The 15,494-nt window shown below is 61.1% G+C and carries 14 protein-coding genes and 1 pseudogene; 5 read left to right on the forward strand and 10 right to left on the reverse strand.

Annotated elements, in window-relative coordinates; all coding sequences use genetic code 11:
* Window positions 1-2: 2 nt before the first annotated feature.
* The 3 genes from ACA047_RS15930 to ACA047_RS15940 all read left to right on the forward strand — a co-directional run bounded on the left by ACA047_RS15930 (window position 3) and on the right by ACA047_RS15940 (window position 5,626).
* A complete protein-coding gene (locus ACA047_RS15930; RefSeq protein ID WP_497350816.1) occupies window positions 3-2,117 on the forward strand; it encodes a glycosyl transferase family protein in 2,115 nt (704 codons plus the stop codon).
* Window positions 2,114-4,657 (forward strand): bacteriophage N4 adsorption protein A, encoded by a 2,544-nt coding sequence (locus ACA047_RS15935; RefSeq protein WP_497350818.1) that lies wholly within the window; start codon window positions 2,114-2,116, stop codon window positions 4,655-4,657. Before ACA047_RS15930 ends, ACA047_RS15935 begins: the two co-directional genes overlap by 4 nt.
* An 87-nt stretch (window positions 4,658-4,744) precedes the next feature.
* Complete coding sequence (locus tag ACA047_RS15940; protein ID WP_497350820.1) at window positions 4,745-5,626, forward strand: alpha-amylase family protein; 882 nt, start codon at window positions 4,745-4,747, stop codon at window positions 5,624-5,626.
* Window positions 5,627-5,644: 18 nt separating this feature from the next.
* On the opposite strand, the gene hpaR is transcribed toward ACA047_RS15940, so the two are convergent.
* Together hpaR and ACA047_RS15950 are read right to left on the reverse strand one after the other, a co-directional pair.
* Window positions 5,645-6,067 (reverse strand): homoprotocatechuate degradation operon regulator HpaR, encoded by a 423-nt coding sequence (gene hpaR / locus ACA047_RS15945; RefSeq protein ID WP_497350822.1) that lies wholly within the window; start codon window positions 6,065-6,067, stop codon window positions 5,645-5,647.
* A gap of 132 nt (window positions 6,068-6,199) precedes the next feature.
* Window positions 6,200-7,216, reverse strand: coding sequence for an ABC transporter substrate-binding protein (locus tag ACA047_RS15950; protein ID WP_497350824.1), 1,017 nt, complete (start codon window positions 7,214-7,216; stop codon window positions 6,200-6,202).
* Window positions 7,217-7,420: 204 nt separating this feature from the next.
* On the opposite strand from ACA047_RS15950, the gene ACA047_RS15955 reads away from it, so the two are divergent.
* Window positions 7,421-8,332, forward strand: coding sequence for a LysR substrate-binding domain-containing protein (locus tag ACA047_RS15955; protein ID WP_497350826.1), 912 nt, complete (start codon window positions 7,421-7,423; stop codon window positions 8,330-8,332).
* A gap of 48 nt (window positions 8,333-8,380) precedes the next feature.
* Here the strand turns inward: ACA047_RS15955 and ACA047_RS15960 are convergent, their stop codons facing one another.
* The 8 genes from ACA047_RS15960 to ACA047_RS15995 form a co-directional block, all read right to left on the reverse strand.
* Window positions 8,381-9,421 (reverse strand): gamma-aminobutyric acid-binding protein, encoded by a 1,041-nt coding sequence (locus tag ACA047_RS15960; protein ID WP_497350828.1) that lies wholly within the window; start codon window positions 9,419-9,421, stop codon window positions 8,381-8,383.
* Between the two features lie 51 nt (window positions 9,422-9,472).
* Window positions 9,473-9,628 carry a hypothetical protein gene (locus ACA047_RS15965; RefSeq protein WP_497350830.1) on the reverse strand — a complete coding sequence of 52 codons (156 nt, stop codon included), beginning with the start codon at window positions 9,626-9,628 and terminating at the stop codon, window positions 9,473-9,475.
* A 16-nt stretch (window positions 9,629-9,644) separates the two neighbouring features.
* A complete protein-coding gene (gene argE, locus ACA047_RS15970; RefSeq protein WP_497350832.1) occupies window positions 9,645-10,814 on the reverse strand; it encodes an acetylornithine deacetylase in 1,170 nt (389 codons plus the stop codon).
* On the reverse strand, window positions 10,807-11,481 hold the full coding sequence (locus ACA047_RS15975) for a DUF1028 domain-containing protein (RefSeq protein ID WP_497350834.1): 675 nt from the start codon (window positions 11,479-11,481) through the stop codon (window positions 10,807-10,809). Before ACA047_RS15975 ends, argE begins: the two co-directional genes overlap by 8 nt.
* A 10-nt stretch (window positions 11,482-11,491) precedes the next feature.
* A complete protein-coding gene (locus ACA047_RS15980) occupies window positions 11,492-11,902 on the reverse strand; it encodes a RidA family protein (protein ID WP_003182257.1) in 411 nt (136 codons plus the stop codon).
* The gene (locus ACA047_RS15985; protein ID WP_497350836.1) at window positions 11,902-13,242 is read right to left on the reverse strand and encodes a flavin-containing monooxygenase; all 1,341 of its coding nucleotides are present in this window, start codon (window positions 13,240-13,242) and stop codon (window positions 11,902-11,904) included. The genes ACA047_RS15980 and ACA047_RS15985 overlap by 1 nt, the downstream gene beginning before the upstream one ends.
* Before the next feature lie 276 nt (window positions 13,243-13,518).
* Window positions 13,519-14,136, reverse strand: a complete 618-nt coding sequence (locus ACA047_RS15990; RefSeq protein ID WP_497350838.1) for a hypothetical protein — start codon at window positions 14,134-14,136, stop codon at window positions 13,519-13,521.
* Window positions 14,137-14,308: 172 nt separating this feature from the next.
* The gene (locus ACA047_RS15995; RefSeq protein ID WP_497350840.1) at window positions 14,309-15,223 is read right to left on the reverse strand and encodes a LysR family transcriptional regulator; all 915 of its coding nucleotides are present in this window, start codon (window positions 15,221-15,223) and stop codon (window positions 14,309-14,311) included.
* Window positions 15,224-15,345: 122 nt separating this feature from the next.
* On the opposite strand from ACA047_RS15995, the pseudogene ACA047_RS16000 reads away from it, so the two are divergent.
* Window positions 15,346-15,477: pseudogene (locus ACA047_RS16000) on the forward strand (pirin family protein); the annotation flags it as partial.
* Window positions 15,478-15,494: the final 17 nt, after the last annotated feature.

The following is a 15,494-nucleotide window of genomic DNA, read 5'->3' on the forward strand; positions in this document are numbered from 1 at the left end:
CGATGACGTCGCTTTATTGGCCCTATTGGCTGGCCCATTACTACAACTACCTGGAGGCCGCGACCATCGTGGTCGCAGTACTGATCCTGATCTCCAGCCTGGACGATCTGATCATTGACATGTGGTACTGGTCTCGCCGCCTGTACCGCAAGTTCACCGTGGACCGCAAATACCGGCCGCTGACCGTCGAACAACTGTTGGCCCGGGACGAACAGCCCTTGGCGATCATGGTGCCGGCCTGGCTGGAATACGATGTCATCGCGCCGATGATCGAGAACATGGTTTCGACGCTCGACTATCAGAACTACGTGGTCTTCGTCGGCACCTATATCAACGACCAGCGCACCATCGACGAAGTCGAGCGGATGCGTCGGCGCTATAAACAACTGCATCGCGTGGAAGTGCCCCATGCCGGGCCGACCTGCAAGGCCGACTGCTTGAACTGGGTGATCCAGGCGATTTTCCTACATGAGAAAACCCACGGCATGACCTTCGCCGGCGTCGTGTTGCACGATAGCGAAGACGTGCTGCATCCGCTGGAATTGCGTCTGTTCAACTACCTGTTGCCGCGCAAGGACATGATCCAGTTGCCGGTGGTGTCGCTGGAGCGCAACTGGTACGAATGGGTGGCTGGTGTCTACATGGACGAGTTTGCCGAATGGCACGGCAAGGACCTGGTGGTGCGTGAAAGCATGACCGACACCGTGCCCTCGGCTGGCGTCGGTACCTGTTTTTCCCATCGTGCCCTGCGGGTGCTGGCCGGTGAAACCGAAAACCAGCCGTTCAACACCGACAGCCTCACTGAAGACTACGACGTCGGCGCGCGACTGGCCAAGGTCGGCATGAATGCGATCTTCGTGCGTTTTCCAGTGCAGTTTCGAGTGTTGCGCAAATCCTGGTTCCGCAAGCCCTACGAATCGACCCTGACGATGCCGCTGTGCGTGCGCGAGTTTTTCCCCGACACGTTCCGTACGGCGTTTCGGCAGAAAGCCCGCTGGACGCTGGGCATCGGCCTGCAAGGCTGGGAGCAGATGGGCTGGAACGGTTCGCTGGCCAACCGATACTTGCTGTTTCGCGACCGCAAGGGCGTGGTGACGGCGTTCGTGAGCATCATCGCCTACGCGATCCTGGTGCAATTTCTGGCCTTGATCATCCTGCGCAACAGCGGCTTGTGGAATGTCAATTTTCCAACGCCCTTTGAAACCAACGGCCTGATCAAATACCTGTTGCTGGCCAACGGCATTGCCCTGACCTGGCGAATTCTGCACCGTTATTACTTCACCACCGTGCTATACGGCTGGCAGCATGGGTTGCTGTCCATCCCGCGCATGCTGGTAGGCAACTTCGTCAACTTCATGGCCGCCTCCAGGGCCTGGCGCATGTTCCTGGTGGGCAAGGTGATGAATCGCAAGCTGGTCTGGGACAAGACCATGCACGACTTCCCCTCCACTGACCTGGTTGCCATCGCACCGCGCCGCTTGGGCAGCGTGTTGCTGTCGTGGCAGGCCATTACCGATACCCACCTGCAAAACGCTCTGCACGAACAGAAGTCGCGCAATGTGCCGCTGGGGCGCATTTTGCTCAATAACGGCTGGCTGGACGATGAAACCTTGGCCGAAGCCATCGCGTTCCAGAATGACTTGCCCCGGGTTTTCGACGTGGCCGGAAAAACCGCTGATTCAACGTCATCCCTGGACGGCGAGTTTGCGTTGCGCTGGCGAGTCATTCCGTTGGGTCGCAATGACGAAGGCCGTGAACAGATCGCCGTTGCCAACCCCCTTTCCGACGAAGGCCTGCAACAGATCAGCGACGAATTGGGTAGCGAGCCCGTGCAACTGATCGCCAGGGAAAGTGAAATTCTCGCCCTGTTGCGCCAATTGCCAGCGAGCAAAGGGCACGCCGTACCGAACGCCAGTGCACCGCTGCTGGGTGACCTGTTGATCGAAATGGGCTTGCTTGATCGCGATCAGTTCAGCCGCGCCATGTTGCACTACCAGCCGCAGCACCACGGCCGAATCGGCGATTACCTGGTCGACAGCGGCGTGCTGCCCCGGGCCACTATCGAACAGGTGGTGGCACGCCAGCACAGCCTCTATCCAACGGAGCTTCCGGCATGAACCGCCCCCTTTTGACCCTTCTGGCCGTGGGGCTGAGCCTGATACCTGCATTTGCGCTTGCCGAGACATTGCCACTGCCTTTGTCCGGTCCGGCCTACACCGCCGCCAACGAAGCCTACAGCGCCTACGAGCGCAAGGACTACGACCTGGCCATCGCCAAGGCGCGCGAGGCCCTGCGCCTGCGCGCCGACGTGACACGCCTGAACACATTGATTGCCTTGGCCGAGCGTGACAAGAAACTGCGCGACCAGCCGCGGACCGCTAAGTCATCCGCCGCCCCTGCGGCGCCGGGCTTCGTGGCCGCGAACCAGGCGTTCAAGGCCTACGACCGCGAACAGTTCGGCCTGGCCGCGCAATCGGCACGCAAGGCCATCGCCCAGGCGCCCCGTCGCCGGGAATATCGGTTGTTGCTGATTGACGCCTTGCAGCGTCAGCAACACCTGGAAGAAGCCGACCAAGCCACCAGCGATGCGCTCAGGGTCTTGGCCAACGACAACACGCTGTTGATGCGGCGCAAAGCCATTCGCCGCCAACTGGCAGTGCCGCTGGCGGTCCAGGGCTACCGCGCCCTGGAGCAAGGCAACGCAGCTCTGGCCGTGGGCCAGGCCCGCAAAGCCGTGGCCTGGGCTCCGGAAATCACCGCCAACCAGCAGTTGCTTATCAGTGCCCTGCTCGCGGCCAAGGATTATGCCGGCGCCGAGCAGGCGGCTTCCGACGCGTTGGCGTTGGACGACAGTAAAACCGCCCCGTGGATTCTGCGCAGTTACGCCCGGGATCGTCAGGGCAAGACGCAGGCGGCCCAGGCCGATCTGAACCGTGCGTTGGCCCTCGATGGCGTGCCGGCAAGCGAAGTCCGTGACATCCGGTTATTTGCCGCCGACGCCGCGCTGGCTCGCGGCGAGCCTCAACAAGCGCTGGGCCAATTACAGGCCTTGGGCAACGACAACAGTGATGAAGTGGCCCGTCGACGTGACGCCGTGCGCATCGCGCAACGACAAAAAAGCAAAAGTTTGAACACATTGGCGCAGTTTGCGCCACCGGCGCTGGACTGCCAGGAAAGCACCTTCGGCCTGACCTGCGCCATCTGGCCGGGTAGCTCGCACGACGCCGGCACCGCCCTCGCCTCCCAGGCCTATGCCGCCCTCGCCCGCAAAGACCCAGCAACGGCAGTCGCCCTGACGAACCAGGCTATTGCCCGCGCACCGCAAAACCCGGCCTATCGGCACCTGCTGGTCAGCGCCCTGACGGATCAGAAGCGCCTGCCACAAGCCATCGCGGCGGCCAGCGAAGGCCTGCAAGCCCATGGCGACGACGCCCGGCTGCTGGTCATGCGTGGACGCTTGCGCCAGCAATCCGGGGATGATGCCGGTGCGCGGGACGATTTTACCCGCGCCCTGGCGCTGGGCAGCCTGCCGGCCTACGAAGAAGCCGGCTTGTATGCCGCCATCGGCCAGCGCCGCACTGCTCGGGAACGTCTGCAAGAATCGCGCAACACCGGCGAGCTGACATCGGTCAGTGATCTGCAGGTCGCCTACCTCTCGATGCAGGCCGGCGACGAAGAGGCGGCTCACGATGCGTTCCGCAAGGCCGACGCCACCACTGGACTTGCGCCGGCGGCAGCCCTGGACGCCGCCTACAACGCCATGCGGGTCAATGAAGACGACGAATCGGTAGCGTATTTCAAGCGAGTCATCGATGCGCAAAAAGCCGGTGAGCTGCCGATGTCCGCACAACAGTTGTTCGATACCCGTCGCACCGTGGGCGACATCTCGCGCACCTGGGGCCTGACCAGCAGCACCAGCTATCGCGGCAACAGTTCCAGTGGCTTGAGCGCCGCTCCGGGCACCAGTAGCAGCGGCAACGAAAGCAACGACCAGCTGCAAAACAGCACCGAGCTGTCCTGGCGCCCGCTGGGGTATCGCAACGCTCGTTTTGTCGAACTCTACGGGCGCATCACCGACACCCTGTGGAGCAAGAACAGCGATTCGGACACTGGCCTGGACGCCTTGCAAGGCGCGCTCGGCGTACGGATCAAACCCTTCAGTTCCGTGAACATCATGGCCGCCCTTGAACGCACCTTCCCCCTGGGCTCGTCCAATGTCGATGGCGACTGGCTGGTGCGCCTGGGCTATGGCTCAAGCATCGGTACGGACCTGCGAGTCGATGTACCCAGCTGGTGGACCTCGCAGCTGTACGCCGAAGTCGGTCGTTACCTCAACGACTCACGTAATTATTTCAACAGCGAATGGCAAGTCGGCCGCAGCTACGCCATTGGTGGCACCGGTTCGCGCTGGGTAACCTTCCCCCATATCGTGGCGGCAGTCGACTACGATTCCCAGATGAACAGCAGCACCGACGGTGACTACTCGTCCGGCAAAGCCGGTGGGCTGGGGGTGGGGAACAACGTGCGCTATTGGTTTCGCGAAGATACCTACAACGCACCACGATCTTATGTGGACTTCTCCCTGCAGTACCGGGTCAAGGTGTTCGGCGAAGACCGCGCCAAAGGCGTGTTCGCTCGCCTGACCTATTCCTATTGAGGACGTTGATCTGATGTTTGATGCATGGGAGCAAAAAACGGCTTGCCTGGCCGAGCCACGGCTACACTGCATCAAGAAGGGGCTTGTTTGAAAAGCTTCGCCAATGTCTTCAATCGCACGACCATCGCAGCGCTGTTGCTTGGTGCGGCCATCGTCGTAGGTACAGGGACGTACTACACAGTGACCACCAACGTCGCGCCGGACATCGTCGGCATCGTCTGGCAGCCGGACAACCAGACCGTCGGCATCAACGGTAGCTGGGAAAAACTCGGGGTGCACGAGCTGCTGGTGCAATGGACGGTAGTGGACGATCAGGCCTTCGTGTCCGGTACCGGGCTGACCAGCGTACCGGTGCTGCCGGACTGGGCGCGCATCGCCAAGGCGCCTTGGGCCCAGGATGTCATCCTCGGGCTGGCCGGCTATTTCAGTGAAACTCGCTCACGGGACAACATCGAGCAACTGGCTGCGGTGTCGGAACGCATTGCCAAGTTGCCAACGCCACTGCATGTCACCGGGTGGTACTTCCCTGCCGAAGTCGATCCCAGTTGGTCTCGCGCCACGGAATTGCCCGCCTTGCTGGCCAAACTGCCGCGCCCATTGTGGATCAGCGTCTATGACGGCGCCAACATCGGCCCTGCCGCCACAGCCGATTGGCTCAAACAATGGCTGCCGGACGATATCGGCGTGTTTTTCCAGGATGGCGTCGGCGTCTACGCCCGCACCGCCCCAGTCGCCCGCAGCTACGCCGACGCCTTGCGTGAGCGTCTTGGCAAGGCGCGTGTACGGATCATCGTCGAAGCCTTCCGCCCCCAATACGGCGGCGGCTTCCGCTCAGCCACGGCGGCCGAGCTCACACCACAACTAGCGGCCTATGATGGGTACCCGCTCTACCTGTTCGACGGACCGCATTACATGACGCCTGAGTTGGTGGAGCAGTTGCACGAAGCACTGGGCACATCGGGCGGTTAACAGGTCCCCGGGCACGGCTCAAGGCTTGATGTTTTTCAGCTCATTGAGCAGCGCTAGCAGTTGTTGCATTTTTTCCTCGCCAAACTGTTCTTCGATCCGCCGATAGTTGCTTTCCATGCCCTCGCTCATGGACACAAAGCACTGCTCACCGCGCTCGGTCAGACCCACGAAAACCCGACGCTGGTCCTGGCTGGACTTCTGCCGACGCACCAGGCCATCACGCTCCAGGCGGCTGAGCACGCCGGTCATGCTGGGTTTCAGGATGCAAGCCTGATGCGCGAGCTGGTGGCTTTCCAATTCGCCTTGCTGATGCAGGATGCGGATCACCCGCCATTGCTGTTCCGTGAGGTCATGCTGGTTCAGCGCCGGGCGAAAAAAAGCCATGGCCGCTTCGCGGGCTTGCAGCAGGGTCAGGGTCAATGAAGGTCTGGGGCTGGCCATGTTCACACTGTTTGGATGGGCGAGTCGGCAGCTTAGTGGCGCGGGTAGGCTGCTGCAAGAAGCAAAGCCGCGGCCATTGCACCTTGCAGGCAGGCTATTCAATTGTGCCAAAAACGGATAATCCGCCCGTACTCAGCTGCCGGCACCTGTATGAGCCTGCTCAAAGAAATAGTCCTTCCAGCTGTCGGCCTTGTTCTTCAGCACGCCCAGTTCGTGCAGTTTTTCGGCATAGATGTAGGTGCGTTGCGGCACAACGGTGAAGTCGATTTCGGGATCGGTCACGATTTTCTCGACCAGCGACAATGGCAACTTGGACTGCTCTACACGGATGTAGGTCTGGGCGGCGGCCGGTTTATCGGCTTTGATGATGCTTTGCGCCTCCACTAGAGCGTCGTAGAAAGCCTTATAGGTTTTCGGATTTTCGTCGTGGAATTTTTCCGTGGTGTAGAGCACGTTGAACGTCGCCGGCCCGCCCAGCACGTCATAGGAGCTGAGGACCTTGTGCACATTGGGATTCTGCAGCGCCTGGTACTGAAACGGTGGGCTGGAGAAATGCGAATTGATCTCTGATTGGCCAGCAATCAACGCTGCCGTCGCGTCCGGGTGCGGGAGGCTGACGGAGATGTCGTCGAACTTTTTGAAGTGATCATTCCCGAACACCTTGGCCGTTTCAATCTGCAACGTGCGCGATTGGAACCCGACACCCGCCGCCGGCACGGCGATCCGGTCCTTGTCGGTGAAGTCCTTGAGGCTCTTCACGTTCGGGTTATTGGTCAGCAAATAGTTGGGCATCGACCCCAGCGAGGCGATGGCCTTGACGTTCTGCTTGCCCCGGGTCCGGTCCCAGATCGTCAGCATCGGCGGAACACCGGCCGACACCACGTCCAAGGCGCCGGTCAGCAACGCCTCGTTCATGGCCGTTGCGCCGGAAATACTGTTCCAATCCACCTCGATGTCGAGGCCCTCGGCCTTGCCATGCTTCTCGATGAGTTGCTGGTCTCGCACGACGTCGAGGATCAGGTAACCGATACCGAATTGCTGGGCAATGCTGATCTTGCCCTCCGCCCGTGCCGTGGGACTGAGCAACGCCGTTGCTGCCAGGGAAACACACCACACCGTGAGCGCAGAACGCTTGAACACCTTAACCATCGGAACCTCCCAGTAAATGGATGAAATCGAAGACCCGACTTTAAGGCTATAAAAAATATTATTTAAATACCTATATGGCATATCGATAGCACGCGAAGCCAGCCTGAATATCGCCAGTACCCAACAAAATCCGTATCAAGGCGCGCCCCCCAACGCGAGCGGCGCACGGTAAGGTAGGCAAAACCATCCGGATCGAGGTGTGCCGTGGCGTCCTATTCCCTGCGTCAGCTGAAATACTTCGTCACCACCGTCGAATGTGGCAGTGTCGCTGAAGCGTCCCGCAAGTTGTACATCGCTCAGCCATCGATCGCCACGGCGGTCAAAGGGTTGGAAGACAGTTTCGGCGTGCAGTTGCTCATCCGCCATCATGCCCAGGGCGTGTCGTTGACCCCTGGCGGCGCTCGCTTCTATCGCAAGGCCCAGGAGCTGCTGCGCATGGCTCGGGAGTTCGAGCAAAACGCGCTGGCCGATAACGATGTGGTCAGCGGGCAGATCGACATCGGCTGCTTTGAAACCGTCGCCCCGCTCTACCTGCCGCGCCTGATCGCCGGTTTTCGCCAACGCTTCCCAGGGGTGGAAATCCGCGTGCAGGACGGCGAGCAACAAGAATTGGTGCAGGGTTTGACGGGGGGCCGTTTCGACCTGGCGATTTTCTACGAGCACGACCTGGACAGCACCATCGAGACCGAAGCACTGACAGCACCCCAGCGGCCTTATGCGTTGTTGCCGGCAGGGCATCGCTTTGCCGGTCAGGCCCAGGTGTCACTGCGCGACCTGGCGCTGGAACCAATGATCCTGCTGGATGTGCAGCCCAGCCGGACCTATTTCGTGAGCATCTTCGAGGAATTGGGCCTGACGCCGAATATTGTATTCAGCTCGCCGTCCATCGAGATGGTGCGGGGCATGGTTGGCCAGGAGTTCGGCTTTGCGGTGCTGGTGACTCGACCGCATTCCACCTGCACCTACGATGGACAGCAAGTGGTGTGCGTCAACATCGCCGAGGACGTGACAGGTTCGGCGCTGGTGGCGGGCTGGCTCAAGCGCGCGCACCTCACTAAACCGGCGCAATTGTTCGTGGATTACTGCAAAGAGCAATTCAGACAATGGCTGACATAAGCCCAGGTGGGCCAGGCGAAATCGCCCGGCCCACCTGACCACGGTCCTCTATTTAGCGGCCCAGGCATTGAAGCGTTGTTCCAGCTCCTCGCCATGGTCGACCCAGAACTCGGCGTCCACGGCTTGGGCTTCGGCCAGGTTGGCCTCGGCGGTGGGCAATTGCGCTTGTACCGCCGCCGGCAACAAAGCCAGCGTCTTGCGATGCACCGGTCCGTAAGGGATGTTTTCCGAGAACACCTTCTGCGTCTGTGGCTGGCTGGCGAAGGCAATGAACTGCTCGGCCAAGGCCTTGTTCGGCGTGCCCTTGACCACTGCCCAGTACTCCGGGTCATACAGGCTTTGCGGCCAGACGATGCTCAGTTTCATGCCTTCTTTTTGCGCCGCGGCAATGCGGCCGTTGTAGGCGGCGCTCATTGACACGTCACCTGCTACCAGCCATTGCGGCGGTTGGGCACCGGCCTCCCACCACTGAATATTCGGCTTGATCTGGTCCAGCTTGGCGAATGCCCGGGACACACCTTGCGGCGTGTTCAGCACCTTGTACAACTCTTGCGGCTTGACCCCGTCGGCCAACAAGGCGATCTCCAGAGTGTACTTGGCGCCCTTGCGCAAACCGCGCTTGCCTGGGTATTCAGCGACGTTCCAGAAGTCCGCCCAGGACTTGGGCGCCTTGGCGAGTTTGCTCTGGTCATAGGCCAGGACCATCGACCAGACATAGGTGGCCACGCCACATTCAGTGAGTGCACCCGGTACAAAATTCGCCGGATCGCCAAGCCCCGCCAGGTCGAGTTTTTCAAACAGGCCTTCCTCACAACCACGCATCAGCTCGGGGCTTTCCACCTCGACCACGTCCCAACTGGTGTGCCCGGCCGCGACCATCGCCTTGATCTTCGATAACTCACCGTTGTATTCGCCAGCCACGATGCTTCCCGCACCGCTAGCGTTGAAGGGTTGGAAGTAGGCCTTGTCCTGGGCCTGCTTGGTGGCACCGCCAAATGAAATCACGGTCAAGCTCTGTGGCGCGGCCAGGACGCTGGTACTCAGCAACGCCAGGGCACACGCAATATTGCAACGCAAGGATCTGGACATGTAGCGGTTCCTCGAAAATGCCGACTCGCCCGCACGAGCCGACGACGGGACTCAAAAGCGACCGTAAGCGCGGGCGGCGCGGTCTACAGCTATACGGGTCTTGTCGACCAGTTCGTTGATGTCGGCATGGCGGGTCACCCGCACCGGGGCCATGGTCATCCGGCGCCGGTGTGCCGCCAGGATTCTTCCGTCATTGAAATCGTTCACCTTGGGTTCCTTGCGGTCATGGATCGGTGGGCTCGCGCAGGTAACTCGCCAGGCGGTCCATCAAACGGTCACAAGCCGCCATCTGTTCGACGCTCACGTATTCGTCGGGCTTGTGCCCTTGTTCCATGCTGCCGGGGCCGCAGACCACCGTCGGGATGCCAGCCTGATGAAACAAACCACCTTCGGTGCCGAAAGCCACGGTGCTAAAGACATTGCTAGCGCAGAGCCGGGCAACCAACCGCGCCGCAGCACTGTCCGGCGAGGTCGCCAGGCCCGGGTAGGTGGATAGCTGTTCAAAACGGATCGTGGAATCGGACTGCACTGCCCGCATTGCCGGCAGCAGCGTCTGTTCGGCGTAGTCTTGCAATTGCAGGGCCACCACCTGCGGGGCGAAATCCGGCAAAGCCCGCACTTCGAAGTCAAAACGGCAATCGGCCGGGACGATGTTCAACGCCGTCCCGCCCTGAATCACCCCGACCTGCACTGTCGAGAATGCCGGGTCGAAGCGCGAGTCATGCCGCGACGGTCCAGCCAGGTCTGCGCCGATCTCCCCCAACCGGCCAATCAGGCGCGCTGCCTGCTCGATGGCGTTTACCCCGTAAGGCGCGTAGGCCGAATGGCAGGCCGCCCCTTTGACATGACAACGCATCGCCAACTTGCCCTTGTGGCCCAGCACCGGTTGCAGCTCGGTGGGTTCGCCAATCAAACATAGGCCCGGTTGAGGAATGCGCTGGGGCAGCACTTCCAGCAGACTGCGCACGCCCAGGCAGCCGACTTCTTCGTCATAAGAGAAGGCCAGGTGCACCGGTCGGTGAAGCGGGCTGGCCAGGAACATCGGCACTGCCGCCAGCACCGAGGCCAGATAGCCTTTCATGTCCGCCGTGCCGCGCCCGAACAGCTTGCCTCCCGCCTCGCTCAGGCAAAACGGTGCGACCGACCAGGCCTGTCCATCCACCGGCACCACGTCGGTGTGACCGGACAACACAACGCCGCCCGGCACCGCCGGACCGATGCTCGCCAACAGGTTGGCCTTGGTCCGCTCGGGGTTATAGATCAGTTCGCAATCCACACCCAGGTCTTGCAGATAACCGCGCACGAACTCGATCAGCGCCAGGTTCGACTCGCGGCTGACCGTGGCAAAACCCACCAGCCGGGCAAGCAGTGCGCGGCTACGCAGCTCACTCATCACCCGGCACGCCATAGCTGGGAGCCAGGGTCGGGTTCAGGGCGCGGGTCAGGTAATCCTGCAATTGCGGCTGATAGGCAACCCAGAGTTTTTTCAGTTCGCCAATGGGGTTTTCCTCGGCCCAGTCCACCCGCAAATCGACGACGGGCCACGTCAAGTCATCCACCACCGACAGCGCTGCCGAGTGCACCGCTCCGGCTTCGCCGCCCGCATCCTGGCCGGCTTGCAACGCACTCATCAGGCGTGCCGCGAGACAGCCCTCGCTGCGTTCGAACGCCGTAACCATGGCGTTGATCACCTCACCGTTTGCCAACAGATTGCCAGCCGCCACGCACTGTTCACCGGCCAGCGTGTTGTGGATGCCCAGGGTGTGGCTGCCACTGAAAATCGCCGTATGTCCATGAGCGTCGACCACCGCCACCTGGCGGTATTCGCTATAACCATTGCGAGCCAGGGCGCAGTCCATGGCTTTTTGCGCCACCAGGCCGCCGGCCAGTTCATCGAGGATCTGTGGACCAAGGGCTGGCAGCGTGATGTTCTGGCTCGACACCGCGCCAACGCCGGCCCGTAACCAGGGGCAACGGGCGCCTACGGCAATGCTCGAAGAACTGATGGCAATACCCAACTGGCCGGTTTCGGCGCAGCGCCCGACGATGGAAAAGGTCATGGTCAACTCCTTATTCGGGGATCACCGCGATCACGTCGATTTCCATCAGCCACTGCGGCTGGCCAAGGGCGCTGACCACCAGCCCGGTGGAAATCGGGAACACACCCTTGAGCCACTTGCCGACCTCCTGATACACCGGCTCGCGGTAGCGTGGGTCAATCAGGTAGGTGGTGGTCTTGACGATATGGCTCAGGTCACTCCCGGCCTCCTCCAGCAATTGCTTGACGTTGCGCATGGCCTGCTCGGCCTGGGCGCGGGGATCGCCCAGACCCACCAGTTGGCCATCGAAATCGGTCCCGACCTGACCCCGCACATAGACGGTATTGCCGGCACGCACGGCCTGGCACAGGTCGTTGTCCAACGTCTGGTTCGGGTAGGTGTCTTTGGTATTGAACATGCGGATACGGGTGTGAGTAGGCATCAACGGCCCCCCCTGAGGCTGGTTTTCGAACGTTGCGAATCGCTATCGGATGCTTGCGCCCGAGCGTCTTGGTCCTGGCGCTGGACAGCATCCCGATAAGCCAGGTACGTGCGCTGCTTCACGATGTGGTCGGCGATGTGCCGTGCGTCGTGCCAGACGCCCCAGATGAACGCCGAGCCCCGCCGCGACAGCCATGGCAGGCCGACGAAATACAAACCCGGCTCGCTGGAAACACCGCGCTGATGCCGGGGCTTGCCATGAGCGTTGAGCGCGTCGACCTTCAGCCAGCTGTAATCCACCGAGTAGCCCGTGGCCCAGATAACGGTGGTCACGCCCGCGTCGACCAAGTCCAGTTCCAGGAGTGGATGAGTCAGGCAGTGCGGATCAGGCAGCAGGTCGCGAGCGTTGGGTTCAACTGGCAGGTCCAGGCCGTTACGGGCAATGTAGGCGTCGGCGGCATCGAGCAGCGCCAGGTAGTTTTCATCGCCTCGGGCAATGTTTTCGGCCAGGTTCGATTCAAAGTTCACCACGCTACCGTTGAACGATTTCGTCAGGCCGACCAGCGTGATGCCCTCATGGGCCAGCCTGCGAAAATCCACCGTGTGACCGCCTCGAGCACCGCTTACGGCGATAGTCACGTGTTCCTTGCCGGGCTGGACGGCCTCTGCATCCCATTCGCCAAGTACCCCCAGCCACCAGCAGAAGTCGCGGTTGCGATAAGCCCGGGGAGGACGATCATGGGCCCCCACAGAGAGGTAAACCTGCTTGCCGGCGCGCTGCAATTCATCGGCGATCTGCACCCCCGACGACCCGGCGCCCACCACCAGCACCGCGCCCTCGGGCAGTTGCTGTGGATTGCGATACTCGGCGGAGTGAATCTGGGTGACCGTCGATATATCAGGCGCGATCGGCGGGATCACCGGCCGTTGGAACGGCCCGGTGGCGACCACCACGTGAATGGCCTCGATCAGGCCCTCGCAGGTTTCAATGGTGAAACCCGGGCGAGCGACATTGCGCTCGACACTCCTGACCTCGACACCGGTGCGGATCGGCGCGTTGAACTGTTTGGCATAGGCTTCGAAATAATCGGCCACCTGGTCTTTCGAGGCAAAGGCATCAGGCTTGAGCCCCTCAAATTCCAGGCCTGGAAAGCGGTCATGCCAGACCGGGCCGTTGGCAACCAGCGAATCCCATCGTGCCGTGCGCCAGGCCTCGGCAATTCGGTTGCGCTCCACCACAAGATGAGGCACCCCTTGCCTGCTCAAATGCTCACTCGTGGCCACGCCGGCCTGACCGGCACCTATAACAAGCGTATCTATGCGTACTGTTTCAACGGACATGTCTGGGCACTTCCGGCAGTGGGTTTGGTTCAGGCAGGCATGGCGCCGCCTCAGGCTCTGATTTTTTGTTCTGCGGTTGCAGCTATCGATAGGCGATGACGAGGTGATTGTGTTGGCAGGCGGGGATTAGCGAAACGAGGGTTTTTATCGTTGTTGGAAAGGAAAAAACTGCCCGTAAAAAGCAAACGCAGGGCCTAATGCCAGTCAGCCAAGCCAAGAAACCTGGGGAGTTTCATCGTTTGGTCCTTAACGGATTGGCATGCCCGCAGAGCCTGTTTACCAGGTGTTGATCTGCGCAAGCTGGGTCGCCAGAGGAAGGAGGTTCCAGGCGTCCTTGGCTGCACACCCGGGGACATCGTGTGCCCAGCGATACCAGACGTGAAGGTTCTGGGCACCGGCGATCTGCACAGCATAAGGGTTGAGTAGTCCGCCGCCCCCTGCCCCCTGCAACCATGGCAAACAGTACTGGCAGGGATGCAACTGAACGTACATCACCCAATCTCCAGCGTTCGGTGCCACCAAGCCATAAGGCATTAGACCGTTGCCGCCCGCCACCACCAGAGCGTTGCGCTCCGCATGGCCGGAAAACCCGACCGCAGGCGCGCCGGGTACCGCAGCGAACGCTCCGACAATTGCAAAGCGTGAATTTCCAAACACCACGCCATAAGGCAAAGCGGCCCCGCCCCCTACTGCCTGGCCCAAGGGAAAACCAGCCCCTGGATTGGACACCGTCGCCAATGCGGCCCAACAGGAGCCGTGGGCTATACCGGCACCCGGTATAGCCTGTGTATGGGCATGGGTAGCACATTGTCGGGCGAGCTCCAGCGCTTCGAGATAACCTGGATTCATGACGCCGCCCATGGCCACGGTGAACTGATGCAAAACAACCGGCATAAGATTATCCCTGTCTTGATCGGGTTGACCTCGGGCCATTGCTGAACTCTTCCAGAGTTGCCAGAGCCCTTCAGAACACGCCAAGTGAGCCTAGCCACCGCAATGAAAAACGCAAAAGTCAGTCAAGACAAAAAAACGGAAGGAACGGATGGCGCTCAATCGCACGGCTGATCTACTTCAAATGAGCCGGAAACGCCTTGAGCTCAAGTTTCTCCATCACCAGCCCAATAAACGCCGAGACCGCCAATGGCAACTGGCGTCGGCTCGGGTAAAGCACATTCAGGCCAAAGCCGGTGCGCTGATATTGCGGCAGCACACGCACCAGCCTTCCGGCTTCAAGATCCAATTGGCTCAGCGTCTGCGGCAGCACGGCGATGCCCAGGCCCGCGACGGTCGCCCTGCGCAGCGCCTGGGCGGTGTTGGCGTTGAATCGGCTGCAGACCTGCACTTCTTCCTCGACGCCGTCCGGGCCGACGAACCGCCAATGGGTCAGGCCGCTGGGATGGCCGAAACTCACGCTATGGTGGTGAACCAGATCCTGCAGCGAAGCCGGCACGCCACGGGCGGCGATATAGGCGGGACTGGCAACCATGCCATCGCCGCCGGAAGCCAGGAGTTGGCGACCGACATACCCTGAGTCCTGCAACGGACCGCCGCGGAAAGCGACATCGATGCGGTCGGCAATCAAGTCGACACGGGCATCACTGAGCACAAAATCGAACTGCACCCGCGGATGCGCGGCAAGGAAGTCGGCCACCCACTCCATTGGAAAGAAGTCGAAGAAATCCGCCATCGCCGCAATGCGCACCAAGCCGCTGGGCTCCTCGTTGCCCATCATCAGCTCCTGGCCGGCATCCATCAGACCGTCCACCGCGTTCACGCAACGCTCATAGAACCCCTGCCCTACCTGGGTCAGCGTGAGTTTGCGGGTGGAGCGTTGCAGAAGTCGTGATCCGAGCTGCGCCTCCAACTGCTGGACTCGCCGGCTCACGGTATTGGATGGCATGCCCAGCCGCCTGGCCGCTTGGGCAAAACTGCCGCTGCGCACCACCTGGACAAACAGCGCAACGTCGTTCAAATCCAACATAGCCTCGCCATTCCTTCGTTTTTTGGATGAGTTCAATCCGATTGTATCGGCTAATCAATCCATTGGCTGGCTCTTATCCTTCTCCCATCAAAGCCCTGACGCTCAAGAATCCGAGGTACACCATGACCCCCATCGTCGCCGCGCCACCGCGCGCCATCGTCCACCGCACGTACGGCAGCAGCCACGGGCCAATCACCCGGCTCATGAGCCCTGGGGACCTGGGCCAACGCTGCGAGCCCTTCGTGTTTCTCGATCTCTCAAGAGGTGAATC

It is taken from the genome of Pseudomonas sp. LBUM1664 (assembly GCF_059695895.1).

What these genes read in the sequence shown, in the direction of transcription:
- ACA047_RS15990 (WP_497350838.1), bottom strand. Translation starts at nt 14,136, where the DNA reads ATGCCGGTTGTTTTGCATCAGTTCACCGTGGCCATGGGCGGCGTCATG.
- ACA047_RS15980 (WP_003182257.1), bottom strand. Translation starts at nt 11,902, where the DNA reads ATGCCTACTCACACCCGTATCCGCATGTTCAATACCAAAGACACCTAC.
- ACA047_RS15950 (WP_497350824.1), bottom strand. Translation starts at nt 7,216, where the DNA reads ATGGTTAAGGTGTTCAAGCGTTCTGCGCTCACGGTGTGGTGTGTTTCC.
- ACA047_RS15995 (WP_497350840.1), bottom strand. Translation starts at nt 15,223, where the DNA reads ATGTTGGATTTGAACGACGTTGCGCTGTTTGTCCAGGTGGTGCGCAGC.
- ACA047_RS15975 (WP_497350834.1), bottom strand. Translation starts at nt 11,481, where the DNA reads ATGACCTTTTCCATCGTCGGGCGCTGCGCCGAAACCGGCCAGTTGGGT.
- hpaR (WP_497350822.1), bottom strand. Translation starts at nt 6,067, where the DNA reads ATGGCCAGCCCCAGACCTTCATTGACCCTGACCCTGCTGCAAGCCCGC.
- ACA047_RS15960 (WP_497350828.1), bottom strand. Translation starts at nt 9,421, where the DNA reads ATGTCCAGATCCTTGCGTTGCAATATTGCGTGTGCCCTGGCGTTGCTG.
- argE (WP_497350832.1), bottom strand. Translation starts at nt 10,814, where the DNA reads ATGAGTGAGCTGCGTAGCCGCGCACTGCTTGCCCGGCTGGTGGGTTTT.
- ACA047_RS15935 (WP_497350818.1), top strand. Translation starts at nt 2,114, where the DNA reads ATGAACCGCCCCCTTTTGACCCTTCTGGCCGTGGGGCTGAGCCTGATA.
- ACA047_RS15930 (WP_497350816.1), top strand. Translation starts at nt 3, where the DNA reads ATGACGTCGCTTTATTGGCCCTATTGGCTGGCCCATTACTACAACTAC.
- ACA047_RS15985 (WP_497350836.1), bottom strand. Translation starts at nt 13,242, where the DNA reads ATGTCCGTTGAAACAGTACGCATAGATACGCTTGTTATAGGTGCCGGT.